The organism is Mesorhizobium sp. B2-4-3 (genome assembly GCF_006442815.1).
Classification (GTDB): Bacteria; Pseudomonadota; Alphaproteobacteria; order Rhizobiales; family Rhizobiaceae; genus Mesorhizobium.
Map to the genome: position 1 here is coordinate 19,940 of NZ_VFVL01000032.1, position 24,273 is coordinate 44,212.

The 24,273-nt window shown below is 64.0% G+C and carries 26 protein-coding genes; 9 read left to right on the plus strand and 17 right to left on the minus strand.

Annotated elements, in window-relative coordinates:
- Window positions 1-348 precede the first annotated feature (348 nt).
- On the minus strand, window positions 349-570 hold the full coding sequence (locus FJ956_RS24585) for a DUF680 domain-containing protein (RefSeq protein ID WP_140684610.1): 222 nt from the start codon (window positions 568-570) through the stop codon (window positions 349-351).
- Between the two features lie 248 nt (window positions 571-818).
- Between FJ956_RS24585 and FJ956_RS24590 the strand changes: the two genes are divergently transcribed.
- Window positions 819-1,814 carry a transporter gene (locus FJ956_RS24590; RefSeq protein WP_140684611.1) on the plus strand — a complete coding sequence of 332 codons (996 nt, stop codon included), beginning with the start codon at window positions 819-821 and terminating at the stop codon, window positions 1,812-1,814.
- An 11-nt stretch (window positions 1,815-1,825) separates the two neighbouring features.
- On the opposite strand, the gene rarD is transcribed toward FJ956_RS24590, so the two are convergent.
- From rarD to cysS, 8 genes are all read right to left on the minus strand, one after another.
- Window positions 1,826-2,755 (minus strand): EamA family transporter RarD, encoded by a 930-nt coding sequence (gene rarD, locus FJ956_RS24595; RefSeq protein ID WP_140684612.1) that lies wholly within the window; start codon window positions 2,753-2,755, stop codon window positions 1,826-1,828.
- An 82-nt stretch (window positions 2,756-2,837) separates the two neighbouring features.
- Window positions 2,838-4,454: a citramalate synthase gene (gene cimA / locus FJ956_RS24600; protein WP_140684613.1), complete on the minus strand. Its 1,617-nt coding sequence runs from the start codon at window positions 4,452-4,454 to the stop codon at window positions 2,838-2,840.
- Window positions 4,455-4,665: 211 nt separating this feature from the next.
- Complete coding sequence (gene pip, locus FJ956_RS24610) at window positions 4,666-5,631, minus strand: prolyl aminopeptidase (protein WP_140682947.1); 966 nt, start codon at window positions 5,629-5,631, stop codon at window positions 4,666-4,668.
- Window positions 5,628-6,104, minus strand: a complete 477-nt coding sequence (locus tag FJ956_RS24615; protein ID WP_140682950.1) for a GFA family protein — start codon at window positions 6,102-6,104, stop codon at window positions 5,628-5,630. Before FJ956_RS24615 ends, pip begins: the two co-directional genes overlap by 4 nt.
- The gene (locus FJ956_RS24620) at window positions 6,101-6,592 is read right to left on the minus strand and encodes a GFA family protein (protein ID WP_140682953.1); all 492 of its coding nucleotides are present in this window, start codon (window positions 6,590-6,592) and stop codon (window positions 6,101-6,103) included. The genes FJ956_RS24615 and FJ956_RS24620 overlap by 4 nt, the downstream gene beginning before the upstream one ends.
- A 33-nt stretch (window positions 6,593-6,625) precedes the next feature.
- Entirely contained in the window at window positions 6,626-7,012 is a 387-nt protein-coding gene (locus FJ956_RS24625; RefSeq protein WP_140682956.1) for a VOC family protein, read from the minus strand.
- The gene (locus tag FJ956_RS24630) at window positions 7,009-7,359 is read right to left on the minus strand and encodes an endonuclease domain-containing protein (protein WP_140682959.1); all 351 of its coding nucleotides are present in this window, start codon (window positions 7,357-7,359) and stop codon (window positions 7,009-7,011) included. Before FJ956_RS24630 ends, FJ956_RS24625 begins: the two co-directional genes overlap by 4 nt.
- Before the next feature lie 250 nt (window positions 7,360-7,609).
- Window positions 7,610-9,061, minus strand: coding sequence for a cysteine--tRNA ligase (gene cysS / locus FJ956_RS24640; protein ID WP_140682962.1), 1,452 nt, complete (start codon window positions 9,059-9,061; stop codon window positions 7,610-7,612).
- A gap of 391 nt (window positions 9,062-9,452) precedes the next feature.
- Between cysS and FJ956_RS24645 the strand changes: the two genes are divergently transcribed.
- Window positions 9,453-9,608, plus strand: a complete 156-nt coding sequence (locus FJ956_RS24645) for a hypothetical protein (protein WP_112095803.1) — start codon at window positions 9,453-9,455, stop codon at window positions 9,606-9,608.
- 172 nt (window positions 9,609-9,780) lie between these two features.
- Here the strand turns inward: FJ956_RS24645 and FJ956_RS24650 are convergent, their stop codons facing one another.
- Window positions 9,781-10,542 (minus strand): SOS response-associated peptidase, encoded by a 762-nt coding sequence (locus tag FJ956_RS24650; protein WP_140682965.1) that lies wholly within the window; start codon window positions 10,540-10,542, stop codon window positions 9,781-9,783.
- A 118-nt stretch (window positions 10,543-10,660) separates the two neighbouring features.
- On the opposite strand from FJ956_RS24650, the gene FJ956_RS24655 reads away from it, so the two are divergent.
- From FJ956_RS24655 to FJ956_RS24670, 4 genes are all read left to right on the plus strand, one after another.
- Window positions 10,661-11,086 (plus strand): NUDIX hydrolase, encoded by a 426-nt coding sequence (locus FJ956_RS24655; RefSeq protein WP_140682968.1) that lies wholly within the window; start codon window positions 10,661-10,663, stop codon window positions 11,084-11,086.
- Between the two features lie 71 nt (window positions 11,087-11,157).
- Entirely contained in the window at window positions 11,158-11,535 is a 378-nt protein-coding gene (locus FJ956_RS24660; RefSeq protein ID WP_140682970.1) for a TIGR02301 family protein, read from the plus strand.
- Window positions 11,536-11,882: 347 nt separating this feature from the next.
- Window positions 11,883-12,140: a hypothetical protein gene (locus FJ956_RS24665; protein WP_040984202.1), complete on the plus strand. Its 258-nt coding sequence runs from the start codon at window positions 11,883-11,885 to the stop codon at window positions 12,138-12,140.
- Window positions 12,141-12,272: 132 nt separating this feature from the next.
- A complete protein-coding gene (locus FJ956_RS24670; RefSeq protein WP_181170354.1) occupies window positions 12,273-13,061 on the plus strand; it encodes a hypothetical protein in 789 nt (262 codons plus the stop codon).
- On the opposite strand, the gene FJ956_RS24675 is transcribed toward FJ956_RS24670, so the two are convergent.
- Complete coding sequence (locus tag FJ956_RS24675; protein ID WP_140682976.1) at window positions 13,058-14,389, minus strand: dihydroorotase; 1,332 nt, start codon at window positions 14,387-14,389, stop codon at window positions 13,058-13,060. The two genes, FJ956_RS24670 and FJ956_RS24675, sit on opposite strands and share 4 nt — an antisense overlap.
- Before the next feature lie 84 nt (window positions 14,390-14,473).
- Here FJ956_RS24675 and FJ956_RS24680 point away from each other — a divergent pair, with 84 nt between their 5' ends.
- From FJ956_RS24680 to FJ956_RS24690, 3 genes are all read left to right on the plus strand, one after another.
- A complete protein-coding gene (locus FJ956_RS24680; protein WP_140682979.1) occupies window positions 14,474-15,352 on the plus strand; it encodes a folate-binding protein YgfZ in 879 nt (292 codons plus the stop codon).
- The gene (locus FJ956_RS24685; protein WP_140682982.1) at window positions 15,352-15,990 is read left to right on the plus strand and encodes an HD family hydrolase; all 639 of its coding nucleotides are present in this window, start codon (window positions 15,352-15,354) and stop codon (window positions 15,988-15,990) included. The genes FJ956_RS24680 and FJ956_RS24685 overlap by 1 nt, the downstream gene beginning before the upstream one ends.
- Before the next feature lie 65 nt (window positions 15,991-16,055).
- Window positions 16,056-18,191 (plus strand): EAL domain-containing protein, encoded by a 2,136-nt coding sequence (locus tag FJ956_RS24690; RefSeq protein WP_140682985.1) that lies wholly within the window; start codon window positions 16,056-16,058, stop codon window positions 18,189-18,191.
- Between the two features lie 172 nt (window positions 18,192-18,363).
- Here the strand turns inward: FJ956_RS24690 and FJ956_RS24695 are convergent, their stop codons facing one another.
- From FJ956_RS24695 to FJ956_RS24720, 6 genes are all read right to left on the minus strand, one after another.
- Entirely contained in the window at window positions 18,364-19,254 is an 891-nt protein-coding gene (locus FJ956_RS24695) for a fatty acid desaturase family protein (RefSeq protein ID WP_140683079.1), read from the minus strand.
- 441 nt (window positions 19,255-19,695) lie between these two features.
- Window positions 19,696-19,968 (minus strand): DUF3303 family protein, encoded by a 273-nt coding sequence (locus tag FJ956_RS24700; RefSeq protein WP_140682988.1) that lies wholly within the window; start codon window positions 19,966-19,968, stop codon window positions 19,696-19,698.
- A gap of 208 nt (window positions 19,969-20,176) precedes the next feature.
- Window positions 20,177-21,640, minus strand: coding sequence for a RimK family protein (locus FJ956_RS24705; RefSeq protein ID WP_140682990.1), 1,464 nt, complete (start codon window positions 21,638-21,640; stop codon window positions 20,177-20,179).
- Window positions 21,641-21,644: 4 nt separating this feature from the next.
- A complete protein-coding gene (locus tag FJ956_RS24710) occupies window positions 21,645-22,742 on the minus strand; it encodes a GNAT family N-acetyltransferase/peptidase C39 family protein (RefSeq protein WP_140682993.1) in 1,098 nt (365 codons plus the stop codon).
- Between the two features lie 208 nt (window positions 22,743-22,950).
- Entirely contained in the window at window positions 22,951-23,745 is a 795-nt protein-coding gene (locus tag FJ956_RS24715) for an anti-sigma factor (RefSeq protein WP_140682996.1), read from the minus strand.
- Window positions 23,742-24,260 carry an RNA polymerase sigma factor gene (locus FJ956_RS24720; RefSeq protein WP_140682999.1) on the minus strand — a complete coding sequence of 173 codons (519 nt, stop codon included), beginning with the start codon at window positions 24,258-24,260 and terminating at the stop codon, window positions 23,742-23,744. The genes FJ956_RS24715 and FJ956_RS24720 overlap by 4 nt, the downstream gene beginning before the upstream one ends.
- Between the last annotated feature and the right edge of the window lie 13 nt (window positions 24,261-24,273).

Sequence of the window (24,273 nt, forward strand, 5' to 3'; positions counted from 1 at the left end):
CTCCTCTTGTGGCTTGGGCGTTTGCTTCAGGTTTCAGGCGGTAGTCCATTGTTTTGCCGCTTGTCGTTGTCCCAAAACCGCTGTGCACTTTTGGGCGACATGCAGGGAATGGCGGAGGGCCCGGTGCGACCCTCCGCCGGCTGTGGAAACCGGAGCCGGCCGGTCCGACTGAAGACCGGCCGGCGCCGGGGAGATCGGGACGTCTGGTTTCCGACCCGGCAAGGCGTGCCTTCCCGCCGCTATCAGAACCCTTCGCCCCGAGCTCCTGGGCGAGGACCTCTCGGTCCCGCCGGGGATCAGAACCTGCGGTTCTGACTCCGGGGCGAGGATCCTTTCGATCCCGCCGGCTCAGCGACCCCAAATGCCCTGGCCGGGCTCTTCCGCAGCAATCCTGGCCGCCGGCTTCATGTCGTGGCGGTCCATGTCGGGCTTCGCGATGGAAGCGGTGGTGATGATGTCGACGGCGGCGGCCTGCTGGCCGCCATTCGTCCAGGGGAAGCGGTCGCTGCCGGCAAAGGCGCTGCCGGTGGCAACCAGGATGGCGACTGCGGTGAAGACGGTTCTGTTCATTTGCGTATTCCTTCCGGGTTGGTTGATGCGTGCCTGGGGAGGATGGCCTCGCTACAGCCAAGACCCGGAAGGCCCGGGCTTTATTCCCGGGGCACGGAAGAATTTTTTGGAAAAGCGCGGAATCAGGACGATGCCGCCTGAGCGCCGGCCGTCATCGAACTGTCACACCCAAACGGGTGGTGCATGCTAGAAACGCTGCCTGGCCGCCCCCCGCGACCCCGACCGCATCAAGAGCCGGCGAAGCCGCCATGAACGTCGCCCTCCCCGCCGAAGGCACCGACCTCTCGCCCTACCTGCCGGATGAGCACGGGCTGTTCTTCGTCTATCATTTCAAGGCCGACGGTTCCCGCGCCAAGGATCCCGCCGAGGCGCATTGGAGCTGGCGCAGCTACCAGATCACGGACATACGCGCCCGCCAGGAGATAGGCGCCGAGCAGGCCCTGCCGGCGCCGGTGCGCGATGCCTTCCTGTCGCCCAGCCATGGCTGCCAGATCGATTTCGAGGGCGATTTCCTCTATGGCGACCTGCCCGACCTCAGGCACGATTTTGCCGAGGCGCGCGGGCTCACCCATTTCCGCTTCGCCTTCAATGACAGGATGCTGGTCGGCGCCCGCAAGCAGCCGCTGGAATCGGTCGACAAGGTCCGCAAGCTGGTGGAGAGCGGCACGCGAAAATTCCGCACGCCGGCCGAGCTGATCGAGGCGGTGATGGGCCAGTCGCTCGACGGCATGGCGGCCGAGCTCGACAAGATGGGCGATACGCTGGACGGCATCGAGGACCGGATCGTCGTCGATGCATGGCACAGCGAGCGCCAGGCGCTGGTCGATGCGCGCCGGCAGCTGGTGCTGATCCACCGGCAGATGGCGACGCTCACCAATCTCTTCCGCCACCTCGACCACTCACATCGCAACGAGCTGCCGGACCCGATCAACGACATGGCGACGCGGCTATCGCACCGGGCGCACACGCTGCATCACGACGGCGAGCAATTGCAGGCGCGCACGCGCCTGTTGCAGGACGAGCTGATGGCCAAGCTGACCGAGCAGTCGAACCAGCTGCTCTATGTCCTGTCCGTCATGACGGCGGTGCTCTTGCCGATGACCATCATCTCCGGCCTGTTCGGCATGAATGTCGGCGGGCTGCCGCTGGTCGACACGCCGCTGGGTTTCTGGGTGGTGACGGCGATCTCGGTCGTCATCGCCGGCATCATCTATATGATCGTGCGGCGACTGGGGCGCGTCTGAGGCGAATGCCCCTACCTCGTCGCGGGCGTCGCCTGGCGGACCTCGCGCCCCCTGAACATCGACCAGCTATACATGGCCAGAGCTGCCCAGATCAGCGCAAAGGCGACAGCCTGGGTGCCGCCGAACGGCTCGTCGAAGATCAACACGGCGATCAGGAACACCATGGTCGGCGCGATATATTGCATGATGCCGATGGTGGACAGGCGCAGCAGCCTAGCGCCGAAGGCAAACAGCAGCAACGGCACCGCGATGACCGGACCGCAGCCGATCAGCAATGCGGTGTCGGAACCGGTGCTGGAAATCAGATGATCCTGGCCGGTGGCGATCAGGAAGACGATGTAGCAGAGCGCCGGCACCGACAGCAGCAGCACTTCGAGCAGGAAACCCTGGCTCGGGCCGATCGGCAGCGTCTTGCGGAAGAAGCCGTAGGCAGCGAAGGAAAAGGCGAGCGCCAGCGACACCCAGGGCAATTTGCCGGCCTCGATTGTGAGCACCGTTACCGCGATGGCGGCCAGCGCGACAGCGGCGATCTGCAGCCGGTCGAGCCGCTCGCCGAGCAGCACGGCGCCGACGACGACGCTGACCAGCGGGTTGATGTAATAGCCGAGCGCGGTCTCGACGGTGCGGTCGACCGCTATCGCCCAGACATAGATGCCCCAATTGATCGAGATCAGCACCGCCGTCAGCGCCGCCATGGCAAGGCTTTTCGGCGATCGGATCGCCGCCCTGAAGTCGGCGGTGCGCCCGGCCCAGATCAGCACGGCGGCGGCGATCGGCACCGACCAGACGACGCGGTTGGCGATCACCTCGGCAAGCGGCAGATGCGCCACCGCCTTCATGTAGAAGGGTAAGAGCCCCCAGAGGAAATAGGCGCCGAGCGCCAAGAGGAAGCCGCGGCGGGCCTTGGCATCCTGATCGAGATCGGCTGTAGCGGTGACCATGGCCTAACGCTATGGCCCAGCGGATCGCCCAAGACCATCATAAATTTATGATGGATCAATGGACTTTTGCTGATGGTTCAACCTACTCCGCCGCCACCAGCCCGGCCATCTCGCGGTTCTTCATCAGCTTGTAGACGATCGAATCCATCAGCGCCTGGAAGGAGGCGTCGATGATGTTTTCCGACACGCCGACCGTCCACCAGCGGGCTCCGGTGGAATCGTGCGATTCGATCAGAACGCGGGTGATGGCCTCGGTGCCGCCGTTGAGGATACGCACCTTGAAGTCGGCAAGCTCGAGGTCGACGATCTCGCTCTGGTATTTGCCTAAATCCTTGCGCAGCGCGATGTCGAGCGCGTTGACCGGGCCGTGGCCCTCCGCCACCGACATCTTCTCCTCGCCGTCGACCAGCACTTTCACGATCGCTTCCGAGACCGTCTTCAACTGGCCGTTGGCATCGAAGCGGCGCTCGACCATGCATCGGAAGGAGGTGACGTTGAAGAACTCCGGCAGGCCATGCAGCATTTTTCGCGCGAGCAGCTCGAACGAGGCGTCGGCGCCTTCATAGGCATAGCCTTCGGCCTCGCGCTCCTTGACCACGGCGATCAGCGCATCGAGCTGGTGATCGTCCTTGGGCACGTCGATGCCGCGCCGCTTCAACTCGGCGAGGAAATTCGCCTTGCCGCCCTGGTCGGAGACCATGACGCGGCGGCGGTTGCCGACGGCTTCCGGCGGGACATGCTCATAGGTCGCCGGCTCCTTGGCCAGAGCCGAGGCATGGATGCCGGCCTTGGTGGCGAAGGCGGACGAACCGACATAGGGCGCCTGCGCTTCCGGCGCGCGGTTGAGCAATTCGTCGAAGGCGCGGGAGAGCCTCGATATTCCGGTCAGCGCCTCGGCCGAAATGCCGGTCTCGAAACGATCGGCGAAGGCGGGCTTCAGCGAAAGCGTCGGGATGATGGAGATGAGGTTGGCGTTGCCGCAGCGCTCGCCGATGCCGTTCAGCGTGCCCTGGATCTGGCGCACGCCGGCCTCGACCGCGGCAAGGGAATTCGCTACCGCCTGTCCAGTGTCGTCATGGGCGTGGATGCCGAGACGATCGCCCGGGATGCCGTGCGCGATCACCTTGCCGACGATTTCGCGCACTTCGGAAGGCTGTGTGCCGCCATTGGTGTCGCACAGCACAACCCAGCGCGCGCCGGCATCATAGGCAGTCCTGGCGCAGGCCAGCGCGTAATCCGGATTGGCCTTGAAGCCGTCGAAGAAATGCTCGCAGTCGACCATCGCTTCCTTGCCGGCCGCGACCGCCGTTTCCACCGAGGTCTTGATCGAGTCCAGATTCTCCTGGTTGGTGCAGCCGAGCGCGACGCGCACGTGATAGTCCCAGCTCTTGGCGACGAAGCAGATGGCGTCGGACTTCGACTGCACCAGCGCCGCCAGCCCAGGGTCGTTGGAAGCCGAGACCCCTGCCCGCTTGGTCATGCCGAAGGCGACGAATTTCGCGCTCTCAGTCCGCTTCTTCTGGAAGAAGGCGGTATCGGTCGGGTTGGCGCCCGGATAGCCGCCCTCGACATAGTCGATGCCGAAATCGTCCAGCAGTTTGGCGATGGCGATCTTGTCCTCGACGGAAAAGTCGATGCCCGGCGTCTGCTGGCCGTCGCGGAGGGTGGTGTCGAAGAGATAAAGGCGTTGCTTTGTCATGGCAGTAGCTCGAAAGGCTGCGATCCTTCGCGCCCCCCTCTGTCCTGCCGGACATCTCCCCCACAAGGGGGGAGATCAGACCGCGCTTCCGCTTTCGCCAATTTCCAGCGTTGCTGGAGGAGCGGCAGGGCCGAAGCTGCCAATCTCCCTCCTTGTGGGGGAGATGTCCGGCAGGACAGAGGGGGGCGCCGTAGAGCACGAACCTGCATGGTTATTTCCCTGCGAACTTATCAGTCGCCCGGATCAGCCGATCCAGAATCCCGGGCTCCGAATAAGCGTGCCCCGCCCCTTCGATGAGGTGGAAATCCGCCTTCGGCCAGGCCTTGTGCAGCGCCCAGGCATATTTTGCCGGACACGGCATGTCGTAGCGGCCGTGGACGATGGTGCCGGGGATGTCCTTAAGCTTCCAGGCGTCGCGCAGCAGCTGCCCCTCCTCCAGCCAGCCGGCATGGACAAAATAGTGGTTTTCGATACGGGCGAAGGCCACCGCGTAGTCGTCCTGGCCGAACGGCGTGCTGGTTTCCGGCTCTGGCAGCAGCGTGATCGTCTCGCCTTCCCAGAGGCTCCAGGCAAGGGCTGCCTGAACTTGAGCCTCGCGGTCGGATCCGATCAGCCGCTTGCGATAGGCGGCCATCATGTCACCGCGCTCGGCCTCGGGGATCGGCGCCAGAAAACGCTCCCATTTGTCGGGGAACATTTGCGAGACGCCGAACTGATAATACCATTCGAGCTCGGCGCGGGTCAGGGTATAGATGCCGCGTACGACCAATTCGCTGACGCGCTGCGGACGCGCCTCGGCGTAAGCGAGCGCCAGCGTCGAGCCCCAGGAGCCGCCGAAGACAAGCCATTTGTCGAAGCCAGCCATCTCGCGCAGGCGCTCGATATCAGCGACGAGATGCCAGGTGGTGTTGGCCTCCAGCGAGGCGTTGGGCGTCGACTTGCCGCAGCCGCGCTGGTCGAACAGGATAACGTCGTAGAGCTTCGGGTCGAACAGGCGCCGGTGCTTTGGCGAAATCGTGCCGCCCGGGCCACCATGCAGGAACACGGCGGGCTTGGCGCCCTTGGTGCCGCACCGCTCCCAATAGACTGTGTGGCCATCGCCGACATCGAGCATGCCTGACTCGAACGGCTCGATCTCCGGATAGAGCGTACGCAACGAACTGCCGTGGATCGTCATAGTTTCAAGCCCTGCTGCGGCCAGTTGGCCGTCTCGTGGTCGGGATGCTGGAAGGAGATGATCTGCTCCTGCCGCCGATAGAAGTCGGGGTCGTCGAGGATCGGCGCCTCGAAGATCTTCTCCACCCAGGGCAGCCGAACCGCGTAGTTGACCTGGATCTGCGGCGCGAGATCGGAGCGGTCGTCGAAGGCGCCGATGGCGATCTCCAGCGCGCCAGGCTGGCGGTAGGTCAGCGGCGTGCCGCAGCGGGCGCAGAAACCGCGATCGATGTTGACCGAGGACTGGAAATAGCTCGGCTCCTCATGGGTCCATTCGACGCCGTCCTTCGGCACCGTCACCAGCGCGCCGAAGAAATTGCCGAATTGTTTCTGGCACATGCGGCAATGGCAGATGGACGGGCGCCCGAGCTTGCCCTTGATGCGGAAGCGCACGGCGCCGCACTGGCAGCCTCCGGTTCGAACTTGGTCGGTCATGGTTTTTCCTCCGGCGGCCATTGGTCGGTGTCGTGATCGGGATGCTGGTAGGAGACGAGCTCGGCGAGGTAAGGCGCCGACGTGACATCGCCCATCGTCTCCTCGGACGGCAGCTTCGGGATGCCGTCGACATAGGGAAGCTTTGCTTCGACGCCCCACTGGATGGTTGGCGCGATGCCGGTCGGGTCGTCGAAGGCAGCGATCGCAAGCGCCACGCCGTCGGGGGCCTCGAAGGTCAGCGGCGTGCCACATTCGGCGCAGAAGCCGCGCCGGGCGGCGTCGGACGAGCGGAAGCGTTTCGGCTCGCCGCGCGTCCAGTCGAGCGTGGCGCCGCGCACCGAGACCAGCGGCAGATAGAAATTGCCGCTCGCCTTCTGGCACATGCGGCAGTGGCAGACCGAGGCGTCGCCCAGGGCGCCCTCGACGCGGAAGCGCACCGCCCCGCACTGGCAGCCGCCTGTATAGACCGGCCGGTTGTCGAGGCTCATCGCTCACTCCTGGTCATGGGCTCCTTTAGGGGCTCACTCCGCGTCATGGCAGACCGCCTCGACATTATTGCCGTCGGGATCGAAGACGAAGGCGCCGTAATAATTGGGGTGGTAGTGCGGCCGCAGACCCGGCCCGCCATTGTCCTTGCCGCCTGCACCAAGCGCTGCCGCATGGAAGGCGTCAACCTCGGCGCGGCTGCGCGCGGTGAAGGCGACATGCTGGGTGGATCCGGGCTTGTCCGTGCTGTCGCTCAACCAGAACACCGGCCGGTCGCGGCCATAACCGCCAACCTTGGCGCCGCCGGTATATTCCTGCGGCACCATGTAGAGCAGCGACGCCCCCAGCGGCGCCATCGCCTTGTCGTAGAAGGTCTTGGATGCGTCGAAATCGGATACGTTGATGCCAAGATGGTCGATCACAGGACGAGCTCCTCCGTTGGTGGCGCGGGCGCGACGGCCAGGCCGGCCACAATGACGATGTGCTGGCAGACATTGTCGATATCGCGGATCACGTCGTCGTTCCAGAAGCGCAGGATGGTCCAGCCCAGGGCTTCAAGCTTCGCGGTTCGCGCGGCGTCGGAAGCAGATATCTCCGGCGAAGCATGTTGCGATCCGTCCAGCTCGACGATCAGCTTCTTGTTGGGGCAGGCAAAATCAACGATGTAGCCAGCTATCGGCATCTGACGCCTGAACGCCATTCCCATCAGCCTATCAGCACGCACCTCATTCCAAAGCTTCAGCTCGGCATCGGTCATCGCCTTGCGCATCTTGCGCGCATTGCCGCGATCGGCGGGAGATGCCCGATGATGGGTCATCGCGAGGCCCCCCTCTCTGCCCTGCCGGGCATCTCCCCCTCAAGGGGGGAGATCAGCAGCTTCGCCGACGGCATCTCATTTGCCACGTCGGCGATTGGCGAAAGCCAAGCCGACGTCCAATCTCCCCCCTTGAGGGGGAGATGTCCGGCAGGACAGAGAGGGGGGCCTCGCTCAAACCTCTCCACTATGAGAGCATCCACCCTCACCGCTTGATCTCCCACGTCGTCACGCGCTCGCCGGTGGCGGGGTCCTTGCCGTCTTTCAATTGCACGCCCTGCGCCAGGAGCTCGTCGCGGATGCGATCACCCTCGGCCCAGTTCTTGGCAGCGATGAACTTCAGCCGATCGGCAATTGCCTTGGCGATCGCTTCCTCGTCCACCTCGGCCGAGCCGACATCGAAGCCGAGGAAGGCCAGCGCAGTCTTCAACGAAGCGGCGGCAGCATTCTCATCGGCACCGGTGTACTCGCCCGCCTCGCCGGCGAGCTGCGTCAGCCGCTGGAAGGCCGTATAGGTGGCGAGGTCGTCGCACAGCGCTTCCACCACCTCGGCCGGCAGGTCCTTTGCCGCCGCCGGCGCGAGATCGGCGGCGCGCTTCCATTTGCGCAGCGTGTTTTCCGCCTCCTCAAGCTTGCGCACGGAGAAATCGATCGGCTCGCGATAATGCGTCATCAGCATCGCCAGCCTGAGCACCTCGCCAGGCCAGGCGCGGCCGCCGAAAGTGTCGGTCTCCAGCAGCTCATGGATCGAGAAGAAATTGCCGAGGCTCTTCGACATCTTCTGGCCTTCGACCTGCAGGAAGCCGTTATGCATCCAGACATTCGCCATGACCTTGGTTCCGTGAGCGCAGCGCGACTGGGCGATCTCGTTCTCGTGATGCGGGAAGATCAGGTCCAGCCCGCCGCCATGGATGTCGAAGACCTCGCCGAGATAGGCGGCCGACATCGCCGAGCATTCGATGTGCCAGCCGGGCCGGCCCCTGCCCCATGGGCTCTCCCAGCCGGGTTCCTCAGGCGAAGACAGCTTCCACAGCACGAAATCGCCGGGGTTCTTCTTGTGCGCGTCGACGGCGATGCGCGCGCCCGCCTGCTGCTCGTCGAGATTGCGCTTCGACAACTCGCCATAGTCCGGCATCGAGGCGGTGTCGAACAGCACCTCGCCGCCGGCGACATAGGCGTGGCCGCGCTCGATCAGCTGCCGGATCAGCGACAGCATGTCGGCCTTGCCGTCGGCCCGGGGCGCGACGAATTCGGTCGCTCGCGGCTCGTAGGTCGGCTGCAGGCAGCCGAGTGCGGCGACATCCTTGTGATACTGGTCGGCGGTCTTTTCGGTGACCTTGCGGATCGCATCGTTCAGCGAGAGCTTTCCGGCCGCGATGTCGTCGCCGAAGTCGCGCAGCGCGCGAGCGTTTATCTTATCGTCGACATCCGTGATGTTGCGCACATACGTGACATGCGTTTCGCCATAGACTTGGCGCAACAGACGGAAAAGCACGTCGAAGACGATCGCGGGACGCGCATTGCCGATATGGGCAAAGTCGTAGACGGTCGGGCCGCACACATACATGCGCACATTGTGCGGATCGATCGGGACGAAAGGTCCCTTGGTCCGCGTTAGCGTGTTGTAGAGGCTGAGGCCCTTCGATGCGTCAGACATGCGGTCCCGGTCCTTAATTTGTGTTTGCCGGAACCAGCTTCGCGCCGAAGGCGCAAATCGGGCTCCAGCCTGCTGGCCGGGGCGTTTTTCCGATCTGGGGAAAGATGAGGCGAAAACGTCCGGACCAGCGCGAGGCTAGCCAATAATGCAAATGCCACAAATGGCGAAAGACGTTTTCATGGGCGGCTTTATCGCGCCGGCGGGTGTTGCCGTCAAGTCGCTCCGCTGAGGAAAGATGTCGTTGGATCACAGGTAAAGACAGGATGAAACATTTTATTAAACATGTCGGCACAGTGATGAAACATTCGCCGGCTAGACCGCCAGATGTCACGATTTGGTCGGAATCGGCCGCCAAACGCTGAACACGAAACCGTTATCAGGGAAGAGAATCATGGCTCGCAACAAGCAGGAACAGAACCGACAAACGCAGCCCGCACTGGCCAGCCACTACCGCGCGATCGGCCCGGCGGCAATCGTCGCGGCCCTCCTCCACACCGCAAAGAAGAAGAAGCCCGCGCAGAAGATCGTTTCGCCGCGCGCTGCCTGAAAGGGCACGACCGGCACGGTCCCCAACGATGGGGACGCCGGCGATGAGGGCGCCAGAGAGCGCCTTGGAGATGAAGGCCTCCGGAAGCAGCCTCGCAAGGCTGATAACCTTCGCTAAATGGTTGGACGCAATTCCGGACGGAAAACCGTTCCACACTTTTCCTGGAATTGCTTTAAAACAAGCTCATCTGGTTTTCGTCCGCGCCGGGCTTCTGGCGCCTGACCTTCTCGGGCTGTGGCCCGACGACGCCCCGCTCCTGAATCTCCGGCCCGGTGTTGGCGACCTTGTTGACCAGGTCTGAAACCGGAATCGCTTCGAAGAAATCGGGTTCCGCGGGCTTCAGCAGATCGAGCACGTCGCGCGGCTCCCGCGTGCGGCAATCGAGCCAGCGGGCGAAGTCGCGTTCCTCGATCACCACCGGCATGCGGTCGTGGATATGGGCAATACCGGCATTGGCCTCAGTCGTCAGTATAGCGCCGGTATCCATCTCCGAGCCGCCTGGCTCGGCATAGGTCTCGATCAGGCCGGCAAAGGCGACCATGCCGCCGCGTCGCGGGCGGATCCAGTAAGGTTGCCCCTTGCCGCTGCCCGACTGCTGCCACTCGTAGAACCCCGATGCCGGCACAAGAGCACGGCGGTGGCGCATGGCGGTTTTGAACGAGGCCTTTTGCAGCACGCCCTCGGAGCGGGCGTTGATCAGCAGCGGAAACGCCTTGGTGTCCTCGACCCAGGTAGGAATCAGGCCCCAGCGCACCAGCATCGCCTGGCGGTCCGGCAGGTTCGAGCCAGGCTCCCGTTGCGGCCCGGCAAGCGCCATAAGCACCGGCTGCGTCGGCGCGATGTTGTAGCGCGCCGGAAATTCCTCCAGCTCGGCAAGGCCGAGCAAGGCGGCGGTCTGGTCCGGCGTGGCGGTCAGGGCAAAGCGTCCGCACATGGGATCTGGGCTCTTCGATTGACGTGCGATGAAAGTGGCGATGGAACCGCCGCGCCGCAACGGCTAAAGCTGGATTCGCCCAATCGGTCCACAAAAGGCTGCGGAAAGATCGACACGGATGGAAGAGCGCAAGATCATACCGGCCGTCTCCGTCGCCGTCGTGCGCGGCGGCACCGTGCTTCTGGTCAAGCGCGCGCGGGCGCCGTCGCAAGGGCTCTATGCCTATCCCGGCGGCAAGGTCGAGCCGGGCGAAACGCTGGCGCAAGCCGCGGCGCGCGAGTTGCAGGAAGAGACCGGGCTCGAGGCGACAGGCTACCGGCCGCTGCGCGACATCCATATCGACGGCAGCAGCGAAAACCACGCTGTCGACTATCTGCTGACGGTGTTTGGCGCGGCCTATGCTGGCGGCGAACCCGTCGCCAGCGACGATGCCGAGACGGCGGCGTTCTACACGCTGGCGGAAATGGCCGCGATGCCGCTGGCGGGCGACGTGTTCTCGGTCGCCGAGGAATTGCTTGGGCCCGCGCAAGACGCCAAGCGGTGAGCATCCAGAATGGCCTTGCACGCGACAGAATGTTTCGCCACAAAGCCCTGCCCTTTCATCGCAAGGCTTTGATGACCCGCGCTACCGCTTTTCTCGCCGCGTGCCTCGCCGTCAGCGTCGCTGTAGCGGCACCCTCGGCGCTCGCGACCGAGTCGCCGTTCGAGCCCGGCCTGATGCGGCTGGCGGAAGTGCTCGGATCGCTGCATTTCCTGCGCAACCTATGCGGCGAGAAGGGCGACCAGTGGCGGGCCGAGATGGAAAAGCTGCTCGAGTCGGAAAATCCCGATCCCGACCGGCGCGCCCGCTTCATCGCATCGTTCAACCACGGCTACCGCTCCTTCAGCGGCACCTATACGCAATGCACGCCTTCGGCGACCGAGGCCATCGCCCGCTACATGAAGGAAGGCGAGACGTTGTCGCGCGATATCGCTTCCCGCTACGGGAATTGAGGCCGGCTCGGCCGCCGCTCATCTTGCGCAGATTTTTGCGGGCAATCGGCGTCAATGTGACGTGCCTTATTGTGTCCTGTCCCGCTCTGGTGCAATCATGTGTTGCACTTGCGCAACAGCGTTAATGAAACGTTAGCGCGCGATTGTGGAATTAACTCAAACTGAAGGTTTCGATCCCCCAAGCCGGTCTAATCGGCTAAGCTTGGCATCGATTGAGGGCAGTCTCGCCCGGAATGTGGATTTCGACCGTAAAAATGTCGTATTTACAAAGACTTAATTGAGACTGCGAACTGACAGACCAAGCAGATCCCTCCTCGGATCGACGCTTGCAGAAGGTGGACATCGCAATGGAACATGGCGTCAGCGACATCGACGCGTTGGTCAGGGAAGAAAAGCGGCTGACCGCCGTGGAGAGTCACAGCGAAGCGTGGGCCGAAGGCCTATCGGCCGGCATCGAGCCGGAAATCATCGCCGAGGCAGCGCTGGAGACCGCTTTCGGCGAGATGTTGCGCGCCAATGGCGAGACCTCTGCGCTCGCGCTCCTCGACCGCATGCGGGAAAAGGTGATCGCCGGCGCCTTCGAGCCGGAACGGCTGAAGCACTAGCCACCTGTTTTGACGGCGACTTTTTGACCACGAGTTTTTGACGGCGACACGCCATTTGGGCATCATGCCCATGCGCCTGGACGCTCAGAGCGCCGGCCGGGGCCGAACCCGGGAACCATGGAGAGGCACGCGGTGAGATTTTCGATGTCAGGCCGCCCGCGCGGGCTGGCCCTCAGCATCCTGATCGCCGCTTCCTGCCTGCTGGCGCTGCCCCTGTGCCTCACCAGCACGCCCTCCTACGCGCTGAGCGAGATCCAGCGCGAGGACCTGCCTTCCCCGGTCACCCCGCCCGCCACTGGCGACAGCGCCGCGCCCGGCGCCATCGTGCCGACACCGCAGGCGCCCGGCACCAAGCCCTCGGATCAACCTGCCGACGATACCGACAAGTCGGAGCCGGAGACGCCGCCCGCCAACGGCGGCATCACCAGCCCGCGCGCCGATCCGGACGCACCGCCGCCCGCGGTCGTCTACGACCTCAACACGCTTCCCGAACCGGTCAAGCGCATGCATGGGCTGATCATCGAAGCCTGCCGGACCGGTGACATCGAGAAGCTGAGATCGCTGATCGGCAAGGGCGATTCCATGACGCAATTGTCGCTGGGCGACATCGACGGCGACCCGATCACCTTCCTCAAGAGCCTCTCGGGCGACGGCGACGGCCAGGAAATCCTCGCCATCCTCGAAGAGGTGCTTTCGGCCGGCTACGTCCATGTCGACACCGGCACGCCGCAGGAACTCTATGTCTGGCCGTATTTCTTCGCGCTGCCGCTCGACAAGCTCGATCCCAGGCAGCGTGTCGAGTTGTTCAAGCTGGTCACCGCAAGCGACTATGACGACATGAAGCAGTTCGGCGCCTACATCTTCTACCGCGTCGGCATCACGCCGACCGGACAGTGGCTGTTCTTCGTCGCCGGGGATTAGGCCGGCAGCGCCTCGGAAAACTCCACCGCCCTGCCCTGGCCGGGCGTGGCGATCTCGCCTTCCCACATGACGCGCCTGCCGCGCACGACCGTGCCGACAGGCCATCCAGTGACTTCTCTGCCGTCATAGGGCGTCCAGCCGGCCTTGGAGCCAGCTTGCGCGTTGGTGATGGTCTCGCGCCGCTTCAGGTCGACGACCGTGAAATCGGCATCGTAGCCGGCGGCGATGCGGCCTTTCCTGGCCATGCCGAAAATGCGCTGCGGGCCGTGGCTGGAAAGGTCGACGAAACGCTGCAAGGTGAGCCGGCCGGCATTCACATGGTCGAGCATGATCGGCACCAGCGTCTGCACGCCGGTCATGCCCGACGGCGAGGCCGGATAGGGTTTTGCCTTTTCTGCCAGCGTGTGCGGCGCGTGGTCGGAGCCAAGCACATCGACGATGCCTTGCGAAATGCCATGCCAGACGCCGTCGCGGTGGCGAGCCGCCCGCACCGGCGGATTCATCTGGATCAGCGTGCCAAGCCTGGCATAGTCGTCGGCGCTCAGCGTCAGATGGTGGGGCGTGGCCTCGCAGGTCGCGACATCCTTGTGCTGCTCGAGGAAGATGATCTCCTCGGCCGTCGAGATGTGAAGCACATGGATGCGCGCGCGCGTCTGCCTGGCGATGCGCACCAGCCGCTCCGTGCAGCGCAGCGCGGCGATCCCGTCGCGCCAGACGGGATGCGACGACGGATCGCCCTCGACGCGCTCGCCGAGCCGCTCGCGCAGGCGGAACTCGTCCTCGGAATGGAAGGCGGAGCGGCGGCGGGTGTTGCGCAGGATCGAGGCGACGCCTTCATCGTCCTCGACCAGAAGATCGCCGGTGGACGAACCCATGAACACTTTTATGCCGGCCGCTCCCGGCAGCCGTTCCAGTTCGCCGACATCGCCGGCATTGTCGCGCGTGCCGCCGACCCAGAAGGCGAAGTCGCAATGCATGCGCCCGGTGGCGCGGCGCACCTTATCGGCAAGTGCGGCCTCGCTGGTGGTGAGCGGATTGGTGTTAGGCATCTCGAAAACGGCGGTGACGCCGCCCAGCACCGCGGCGCGGGAGCCGGTCTCCAGATCTTCCTTGTGCTCCAACCCCGGTTCGCGGAAATGCACCTGGCTGTCGATCACGCCCGGCAGGATGTGCAGGCCCGCGCAGTCGATGGTTTCGCCGGCCGAAGCCTGGCCGAGATCGCCGATCCGCGCGATGCGTCCGGCCTTCACGCCGATGTCGCGCAAGCCCTCGCCGTCATGGTTGACCACCGTGCCGCCTGTCAGGATGAGGTCGAAGGTGGTTGCCATGGCAGGTCCAATCTCTTGCGGGGGGAGTGTGGCCGGCTTACGTAATGGCCGGACGTTTTGCAAGATCAGGCCGATTTCACGCTCATGCCCTTTGCCCAGCTCAAAGACCGCGCGCTCATTTCCGTTACCGGCCCCGATGCCGAGCATTTCCTGCAGAACATCCTCACCACCGATCTCGACGCACTCGGTCCGGACCAGGCAAAGCCAGGCGCGCTGCTTTCGCCGCAGGGCAAGATCCTGTTCGATTTTCTGATCTCGCGCGCCGGCGACGACGGCTTTCAACTGGAATGCCGGGCCGACATCGCCGACGACTTCGTGCGGCGGCTGATGCTTTACCGGCTAAGGGCGAAGGCCGATATTGCCAAACAGGATCAGGCGCTTGTCACGGTCGCGTGGGGCGATGATTCAACCACCTCAGTTTCTGATTCAATCGGGGCCGATTCAACGGCGCTTGCCGACACGCGCTTCTGCGATGTGCCGGTGAGGCGCGCTTACGGAGGCGAGACAAAGGACTGCGGCGACCCAAATGCCTGGCTGATGCTGCGCATCGGCAACGGCATCGCGGAGAGCGGCACCGACTACCAGCTTGGCGATGCCTTTCCGCATGACGTTCTGCTCGACGAGACGGGCGGCGTCGGTTTCAAGAAGGGCTGCTATGTCGGCCAGGAAGTGGTCTCGCGCATGCAGCATCGCGGCACCGCGCGGCGCCGTGTGCTGATCGCGTCGGCCGATGGTCCCCTGCCCGCTGCCGGGACCGAGCTCACGGTCGCCGGGCGGCCGGTGGGCACGCTCGGGTCTGTCGACGGCCCGACCGGTCTTGCCGTTGCCCGCATAGACCGCGTCAAGGCGGCGGTCGACGCCGGCGAGGCGATCATGGCGGGCGAGGTTCCGGTAAAGCTCGCGATTCCCGCCTGGGCGAAATTCTCCTTCCCTGAAGGTGCGGTCAGCGCGGAGGAGGCCTGATGGCGGCCGACCGGGCCGGGGCGCCGCCGCGCGCCTGGCAACGTATGCTATCCGGCCGGCGCCTCGACCTGCTCGACCCCTCACCGCTCGACATCGAGATCGCCGACATCGCGCACGGCCTTGCCCGGGTCGCCCGCTGGAACGGCCAGACCAGTGGCAACCATGCTTTCTCGGTGGCGCAGCATTCGCTGCTGGTCGAGGCGCTGTATGGCGAGTTGGCGCCGAAGGCGACGGCCGAGGCGCGGCTCGCCGCGCTGCTGCATGACGCGCCCGAATACGTCATCGGCGACATGATCTCGCCGTTCAAATCGGTGATGGGTGGTTCCTACAAGGATTGCGAATTGCGCCTGCAGCGCGCCATCCATCTGCGTTTCTCGCTGCCGGCGGAGCTCACCGCCTCCTTGCGCAACGACATCAAACGCGCCGACCAGATCGCCGCCTATTACGAAGCGACGCTGCTGGCCGGTTTTTCGACCGCTGAGGCGACCGAGTATTTCGGCCGGCCGCGCGGCTTCTCCGCCGATCGCTTCGACTTCACGCCAAAATCCGTGCCCTGGGCGCAAGCTGCTTTTCTCAAGCGTTTCAAGACGCTGGAAGCCAAGCGCCAGTCTCCGCTTGCCGTGAATACAACCCCATAAAAGAACGCTAAATTAACCCGCTACCGCGACAGTATTGCGTTCGGTCACGATCCGAAGGCGTGCTCATGCCCGGCGCACATGTCAAGACTGCTTCCACCGCCGGCAAGCGAAGAACGGCCGGCATTGGTCCGGCACGGCGGATCGCGGAAGAATTGCGGGCTCAGAACGAGCGCTTCGCGGCGGCTGTCGAGAACATGTCGCATGGCCTGTGCATGTTCGACGCCGACGAGCGGATGATCATCTGCAACCACAACTACCTCGACATCTTCAGCCTGGACGCCAAAGTGGTGAAGCCCGGCATTCCTTTCTTCGACATTCTGCAGCACAGCGTCGACATCGGCATCGCCTCGCAGAGCGCGAGCGAGCTTTATGCCATCCGCAAGCCTTACATCGACGGCGCCAAGGCCTCGACCTATGAGGAAGTCTTGTCGGACGGGCGCATCATCGTCATTTCGCACCAGCCGATCGCCGTCGGCGGCTGGGTGTCGATCTACGAGGATGTGACCGAGGAGCGGCGCGCCGAGGCGGAGTTGAGGGAGCAGCACCGCCGCTTCGACGCCGCGTTGGCCAACATGTCGCAAGGCCTGCTGATGTACAGTGCCGCGGGCCGGCTCATCGTGCGCAACCAGCGCTTTCTGGACCTGTGCAACGCCAAGGCGTCGGATTTCACGCTGGGCATGACGCATCGCCAGATGCTGGACAAGCTCATTCGCCTCGGCATCTTCGCGCCGCTCGAAATCGACGTCGAGGTCGGGAAGACGATGGCCAGCCTGGATGCCGGCCAGTCGCGCTCCAGCTATCGCGAGTTGGTCGACGGCCGAACGCTCTTCGTCCAGCGGCGACCGCTGGCCGGCGGCGGCTGGGTTGCGACTTTCGAAGACGTCACCGAGCGCCGGCGCACCGAAGAACGCATGACGCATCTTGCGCATCACGACACGCTGACCAGTCTGCCCAACCGTTCGATGTTTCGCGAAAAGCTGGACCAGGCGCTTGGCGAGGCAAAGCCGCTGGCGATCCTCTCGCTCGACCTCGACCGCTTCAAGGCCGTCAACGACACGTTCGGCCACCCGGCTGGAGACTGGCTGTTGAAATGCGTCGCCAAGCGGCTGCAGCACGCCGTGCGCAGCAGCAAGGACGTGGTGGCGCGCTTCGGCGGCGACGAATTCGCCATCATCCAGTCGGGCATCAAGAATGCCGCCGACGCCGAACAGCTCGCCAAGCGCATCGTCGAAATCGTCGGCAAGCCTTATCGCGACAAGGGGCGCGAAATGCATGTGGGCGTGAGCCTCGGCATCGCGCTCTATCCCGGCGACGGGCACGACGCCGACACGCTGCTCACCAACGCCGACATGGCGCTCTACCGGGGCAAGAGCGAAGGACGCAATGTCTATCGCTTCTTCGAGCCGGGCATGGATGCCCTGATGCGCGAGCGCCGGGCGCTTGAGGCCGATCTCGAGGCGGCGCTCTCCAGGCGCGAATTCGAGCTTGATTTCCAGCCGATCCTCGACATCGGCTCCGGCAGGATTGTCGGCGCGGAAGCCCTGATGCGCTGGCGCTCACCGTCGCGCGGCCTGGTGTCGCCGGAGAACTTCATCGCCGTCGCCGAGGAAACCGGATTGATCGTGCAACTCGGCGACTGGGCGCTGCGCAAGGCCTGCAACGTGGCGGCGAACTGGCCGCCGGACATGCGCATGGCCGTCAACGTCTCGGCCGCGCAGATCAAGAGCGGCGGCTTCGCCCGCAGCGTGATCGCGGCGCTTGCCTTCTCCGGCCTGCCGGCCAACCGACTGGAGCTTGAAATCACCGAAACGGTGATGATGGACGAGAGCGACGCCGTGCTGAAGACGCTAAGCCAGTTGCGCGGTCTCGGCGTGCGCATCGCGCTCGACGATTTCGGCACCGGCTATTCCTCGCTCGGCTACCTCCGGCGTTTCCCCGTCGACAAGATCAAGATCGACCGCTCCTTCACCAGCGATCTCGACAAGCGTGACACGGCGGCTATCGTGCGCACGGTGATCGGGCTCGGCGCCGAGCTCGGCATCACCGTCACCGCCGAAGGTGTGGAGACCGAGGCGCAGCTGGACATGCTTCGCAAGGCCGGCTGCGGCGAGGCGCAAGGCTATCTGATCGGCGTGCCGGCCAAGGCCGCCGAGGTGAACCGGCTGCTGCGTGCGCAGGCGCTGCTTCGCCAATCGGGCTGATTTCTGCCTTTCTTCGACGCGAGCTCAGATCCAGGTCGGGCCGGCATCACCTGAACATCAACGCTCGCTAAAGCGCGTCGCGCTGCACCGGACTCAGGCGACGCGCTTTAAAGTCATTGTTTTGCTGCATGTCGTTGTCCCAGAACCGCTGCACACTTCTGGGCGACATGCATTAGCGCAGCGTCTCGATGTATTTCTCGTGGAAGCTCAGATAGCCGGGCTCGACCACCTTGAGGTGCCGCTCGATCAGCCGGTGGAATTGCGGCAGCTGGTGGAACGGCACGCCGGGATAGGCGTGGTGCTCGGCATGGTAAGGCATGTTCCAGGCGAGCTTGCGCACGAACCAGTTGGTCAGCGTCGTGCGGGTGTTTTGAAGCATGTTGGCGACGAAGGGACAGCGGCCGTGCTCGGCCAGCAGATAGAGCCTGAGGAACGGCTGTCCGAGCAGCGCCGGCACGATCCAGACATAAAGCAGCACCGATGCCTTGAACCAGACCGCAAGCGCCAGCAGGACGACATAGAAGGCGATCATCGCCCGCGCCTCGGCCTTCACCTTCGGCAAGCCCTTTGGCGGCACGTAGCTGTCGCGGCAGCGCCCCATCGCATTGGTGTAGAGCGTCTTGAAATGGCCCCACCATACCGGAAGGCCGGAGACGTGGACGATGTATTGCCGCATCGTCTCGGGCTTCGGAAAGGCCAGTTCCGGATCGTTCTCGGGGTCCTGGGTGAAGCGGTGATGGGCGAAGTGGAAATAGCGGAACCAGTCGGCCGGCAGCGCGATCGCCAGGCTGCAGAAGCGCGCTACCATATCGTTCAGCCACTGCGTTTCGAACGCCGTCCTGTGCACCGTTTCATGCAGCAGCGTGAACAGGAACACGATCAGGACGCCCTGCGGCAGCATCAGGACCGGCCAGAACGGCACCTTGGCCGCAATCAGCGCGCCGAGGAGGATGATCGCGCCGAGATGGAGCGCGAACTGGGCAAGGCCCGGCCCATCCGATTTGCCGGTCAGCCGGCTGCGCTCCTCATTCGTCAGCGAGGCTATCACGGAGCGATGGTCGATGGCTGCGTCGTGGTCGATTGCGTTCATGAGGCCAGGATACCTAGAAAGAAACCTTTCGAAAAACGAGGATTTCTGCCAAATAGATAAGGTAGACTTATCTTTTCGGATTGCCATGGCCACCCTTCCTTCCTTGCGCGGAAGCGGCGGCGCGGAGTTAGCGCCAACCTACGAGGTTAGCGGTATCGCCCATCCCTTCGTCATACTCGGGCTTGACCCGAGTATCCATGCCGTGACCTCTGCCGCGGGCGCAACGGTGCAGAATTCTGTAACCGCAGCAATGCCTTAGCGTAACGGCATGGATTCTAGGGTCTGCGCTGCGTCGCTGCGCTCCTTGCTCCGCCCTAGAATGACGATCGAACGGATGTCTTTGCTGCTAGGTGTTCGGATGGCGGCCCAAATTCGTTGACAGTGCACTTTTTACAAGCAGGCATATGACAGCCTTCAGAGATGCTCGGCCAATGCCGCTACCATGTCCTTGCTGCTGGCCACCGGAACGATCTCGAACTCGACGAGATCGTTCCACTCGATGGCCCAGCGCTGCAGGATCGTGACGTCTTCGGCTTCCACCAGCATGAAGCAGCGGCTCATGTCGCCGGCGATCCAGCTGTGATGCACGACGAGCTCGTCAGGCTTCAGCCGGCCCTTGTCGCGGAAGCGGCGGTAGATCTCCTTGCGGTCCGCGCCGTGGAAATCCTCGATCACGAAAAACAGCATTTTGTTCCCTCAGTTTGAATGAAGAGGAATTGGGGAACTGGGAATTGAAGAACTGAAGAACTGGAGCATTTAAATTAGAGAAGCCATCAGCCTGGCTCGTCAGTTTACCAGTTCCTCAATTCTTCAGTTCTTCAGTTCTTCAATTCCCCATTTCCTCAATTCCCCAATTCCCCAATTCCCCAATTCCCCAATTCCGCCTTTCCGGCCGCTACTTGTCCGGCCTCTCCAGGCGCTCCAGAAACCACTGCGTCAGCCGCACCCATAGCTCGTCCTTCTCGCCCGAATCCTCCCAACCATGGTCGAGATTGGGATTGTCGTTGACCTCTATGACGAAGACGCCGTCCTTGGTCTCCTTGAGGTCGACGCCGTAGAGCCCATCGCCGATGCATTTTGCGGCCTTGACCGCCGTCTCGACGACATGCGGCGGCGTCTGCTTCAGCGTGAACGTCTTGATCCCGCCCTGGTCGGGCTTGCCGCTGGCCTTGTGGTTGACGATCTGCCAGTGCTTCTTCGCCATCAGATAATGCACGGCAAACAGCGGCTGGCCGCCGAGCACGCCGACGCGCCAGTCATATTCTGTCGGGATGAATTTCTGCGCGATCAAGAGATCGGAATCGTCCAGCCATTCCGTCGCGAGCTTGGTGAGCTCCGCCATGTTCTCGCATTTCTTGACGCCGCGCGAGAAAGACGAATCCGGTATCTTCAGCACCAGGGGGAACCCAAGCGTCTGCGCCGCCACCTCGAAATCGGACGTGCCGGCGATCATCACCGTCGGCGGCACCGGCACCTTGTTGTAGGTCATCAGCTCGTTGAGATAGACCTTGTTGGTGCAGCGGATCATCGACAGCGGATCGTCGATCACCGGCATGCCTTCCTGCTGGGCGCGGCGCGCGAAACGGTAGGTGTGGTTGGAGATCGCCGTGGTCTCGCGGATGAACAGCGCGTCGTAGTTGGCGAGCTTGGCGAGATCCTTCCTGGTGATCGGCTCGACCTCGACGCCCATCTTCTCGGCTATCCTCGCCCAATAGCGCAGCGAGGAAATCTCCGACGGCGGCAGTTCCTCATGCGGGTCGACCAGCGTCGCGAACGTGTAGCGCGCCGGCGTGCGGCCCTTGGTGTCGCGCCATTCGCGGTTGGTATAGGTGTCCAGACATTGCAGGAAGAACTCTTCCTCATCCTCGGACATGCGGGCAAGCGGCAGGAAGCCGATCTTGCGGATCGAGGCCCATTCGGCGCTGTCCTTGATGTGGACCTCGAGCGCCGGCGCGCGGAACCAGTCGAACAACAGCTTGGCGAACCGGTCCCACACTTTCGACGGACCGATGCCGAAGAAGATCGCGACCTTGGCCGGAAAAATCCCGCCGAGATCCTTGCGGCATTTGTTCAGGGCAAGCTCGAGTTCCGGCAGCGCGTGCTCGTAGAGCTTGCGCTCCGAGAGGTCGATCATGGTCTCGACGGTCGGGATCACCCTGTGACCGCGCGAGCCGGCCAGCAGCGAGGCATAGTAGCCGCGGCTCTGGTAGCCGTAGTTGTTCGACAGGTTGATCACCTTCGGCCGCTGGCCGCGGAACAGCGCCGGATGCGCGAGATAGTCGCGGTTGGTGATGATCTTGTGGGGTGTGGCCACCTGATCGATGTCGTTCTGCCTGCCTGTGAGGATAACCCAGGTCATTGTTTCAGCGTTTTCCCAGAGTGATGGCTGCGCGCAAGCCGTCGCGGCCGAACTGCGCCATATTCATGAAAATGTCGTAGGGCACCGGAATGTTCGCGGCATCGAGGATCGTTTCCTGCCTTTCATCCTCGACCCAGGGGTCGTGGATCAGGATATGGTCGCCATCGTCGCCGATGGCCAGCACCCAATGCGGCACCTTCTTGCCGAACATCAGGAAGCCGCTGATCAGGACCACAACCAGCTTGCCCTCGGCAAGGGCGTCACGGATGTCGCCGATGCCGAACGGACGGTAATTGACGGGAATACCGTAGAGTTCGGCGTGGCGGCGGAAATCGACCTGGGCAAGCTCCATCACCCGGCGCTTGTCCTCGCTCCTCACCGACTGCAGGAACAACGCGCCGTAGAAGGAGACGAATATCTCGGCCGCGAGCCCACTCTCGTAGCCGGCGACCGCCAGGCCGAAAGGCTCGCAGCCGCCAGGGCCTGACATCATGAAGACCGTGGTCGCCTCGCGCCACAAGCGGATTTCCATGACCGGGTCGGGCACGAAGCCACGGTCGAAATTGGCCATCGCCATCATCAGACAGCACGGGCCGCAGGTGAACTCGCAGGTCTGCTGGTAGAACGGCACCTTGGTCGCGGTCGGGGTGTCGCCGCGCAGCGTCTTTTCGTAGCGCAGCGCGGTCGCGCCATCCTCGTAATAGTCGGGCTCGCGGCCCAGTCTTCGATAGCCGGCCTGCTCGTAGATACGGATGGCGCGGTCGTTGTCCTCGCGCACTTCGAGGCGCAGCAGCAGCCGGTCGTGCTCGAAGGCCGCTTCCTCGGCGGCCGCCAACAGAAGGCGACCGATGCCGAGCCGGCCGAAGAAGGGGCCGACGGCGATGGAATAGAGCCGCGCCACGCCGCTGCCCTTGCGAAACAGCACCACGGCATAGCCGGCGACACGGCCCTCGTTCTCGGCCACCAGCATCTCGGCGGTTTCACGTTCGATGAACTGGCGGAAAGAGCGGCGCGAGAGCCTGTCGCCCGGAAAAACGGCCTTCTCGATGGCGGCGAGGTCATCGACGTCTGACGCGCGGGCCTTGCGGATCTCGGCAGGCATGCGGGCTTGGGAGAACCTCGATTGGGTTTAAGAAAACGGCCCCGGTGGATGCGTCGCGAACACTGGCCGAAGCGCCAGCATTGATCAATGCGCTATCGCTCCTTGATTAGGGCCGAATTGTGACAGTTTCCGCCCCGGCAGGAAAGGGCAAAGCGTTGAACAGGATTGCCGTTCAAAGGGCTGCCGGCCGCCGAAAAACGCAGCCGGCTCAGCTCGATATGCCGGCCAGAAGCTGGCCGTAGGCGCTCTTTGCGACATCCGACAAACGCTCCGGCGGCAACGAGCCGACCACGGCGCAGGCGTAGCCCTTGTCCAGCCAGTAGACCGCCTCCGGTCCGCCCCCCTCGGCCGTATAGGTGCCCTTCGACGTCTCGGCCGATTCGGCGGTGACGAAGAGCGAGATGCGCTCGCCCTTGGCGTCCTCGTAGAGCAGCATCGCCGCCTTGCCTTGGCCACCGGCAGGCAGCAGCCGGCCGCCGACCAGCTCGAAGCCCTCTGCCGCCAAGTCGGGCGCAACCAGCTTCAGGCCGACACGGTTCGACAGCCAGGCCTGGAGATGGTCCTTGTCGCTCGCCGGGACCTCGACGGCATGGCGCTTCTCGGCGGCGTAGAGGACATGGGCGGCGATCGCCTGCTCGGCGAGCTGGTCGTCGCCGTCTCCGCCACGGCTGACGCTGTCGATGCCGGCGACATAGCCGCCGAGGCCGCCGACGGCGAGCACAACGGCAGCCGCGGCCGAGAGCCACCAGCGCGAGCGCCAGGCCGATGCCTTTGCAGGCGCCTGGCCGAGCAATGCCTGCCGCAGCCTTGCCGGGACCGGCTCGTCGATCACGCCCGCGAAGGCGGCGCGCATGGCGGCGCGGTCGGCAACGTAGCGTGCGGACCTCGCCTTCATCTCGGGATTGGCTTCGAGCCAGGCGTCATAAGCCATGCGCTCCTCGCCCGGCAGCTCGCCGTCGAGGGCCATATGGATATCGCGTTCGGAGAAATCGTGGCGGGTCATTTCTCAACGATCCTTATCGAGCGGCGGCGCGATGTGTCCTCGAGCAATCCTCGCAATTCCTCGCGGCCGCGCGCAATGCGCGACATCAGCGTGCCGGCCGGCACGCCGAGGATGTTGGCGGCCTCGGCATAGGAAAAGCCCTCGATGGCGACCATCACCAGGGCCGCGCGTCGATCGGGGCTGATCGCCTGCAAGGCATCCATGATCTCGCGCGAGGCGATGGTCTCGACCTGATCGGCGGGTGCGGCTTGGGCTTCACCGGCTTCGAGAGGCAGCATCGCCGTCTCGCCGCGCCGGTTGACCTTGCGCATCTGGTCGATGAACAAGTGATGCATGATCGTAAACAGCCACCTCCGGGGGCTTTCTCCCGTCTGCCAGTTGTCCAGCCGCACAAGCGCCCGTTCCAGGCAATCCTGGACGAGGTCGTCGGCGGAATCGCGGTCGCGCAGCAGCGAGCGCGCATAGCGCCGCAACCGCGGTATTTCGCTTAGGATCGCTGCCTTTTTGTCGTCCATGACCGCTTGTTTC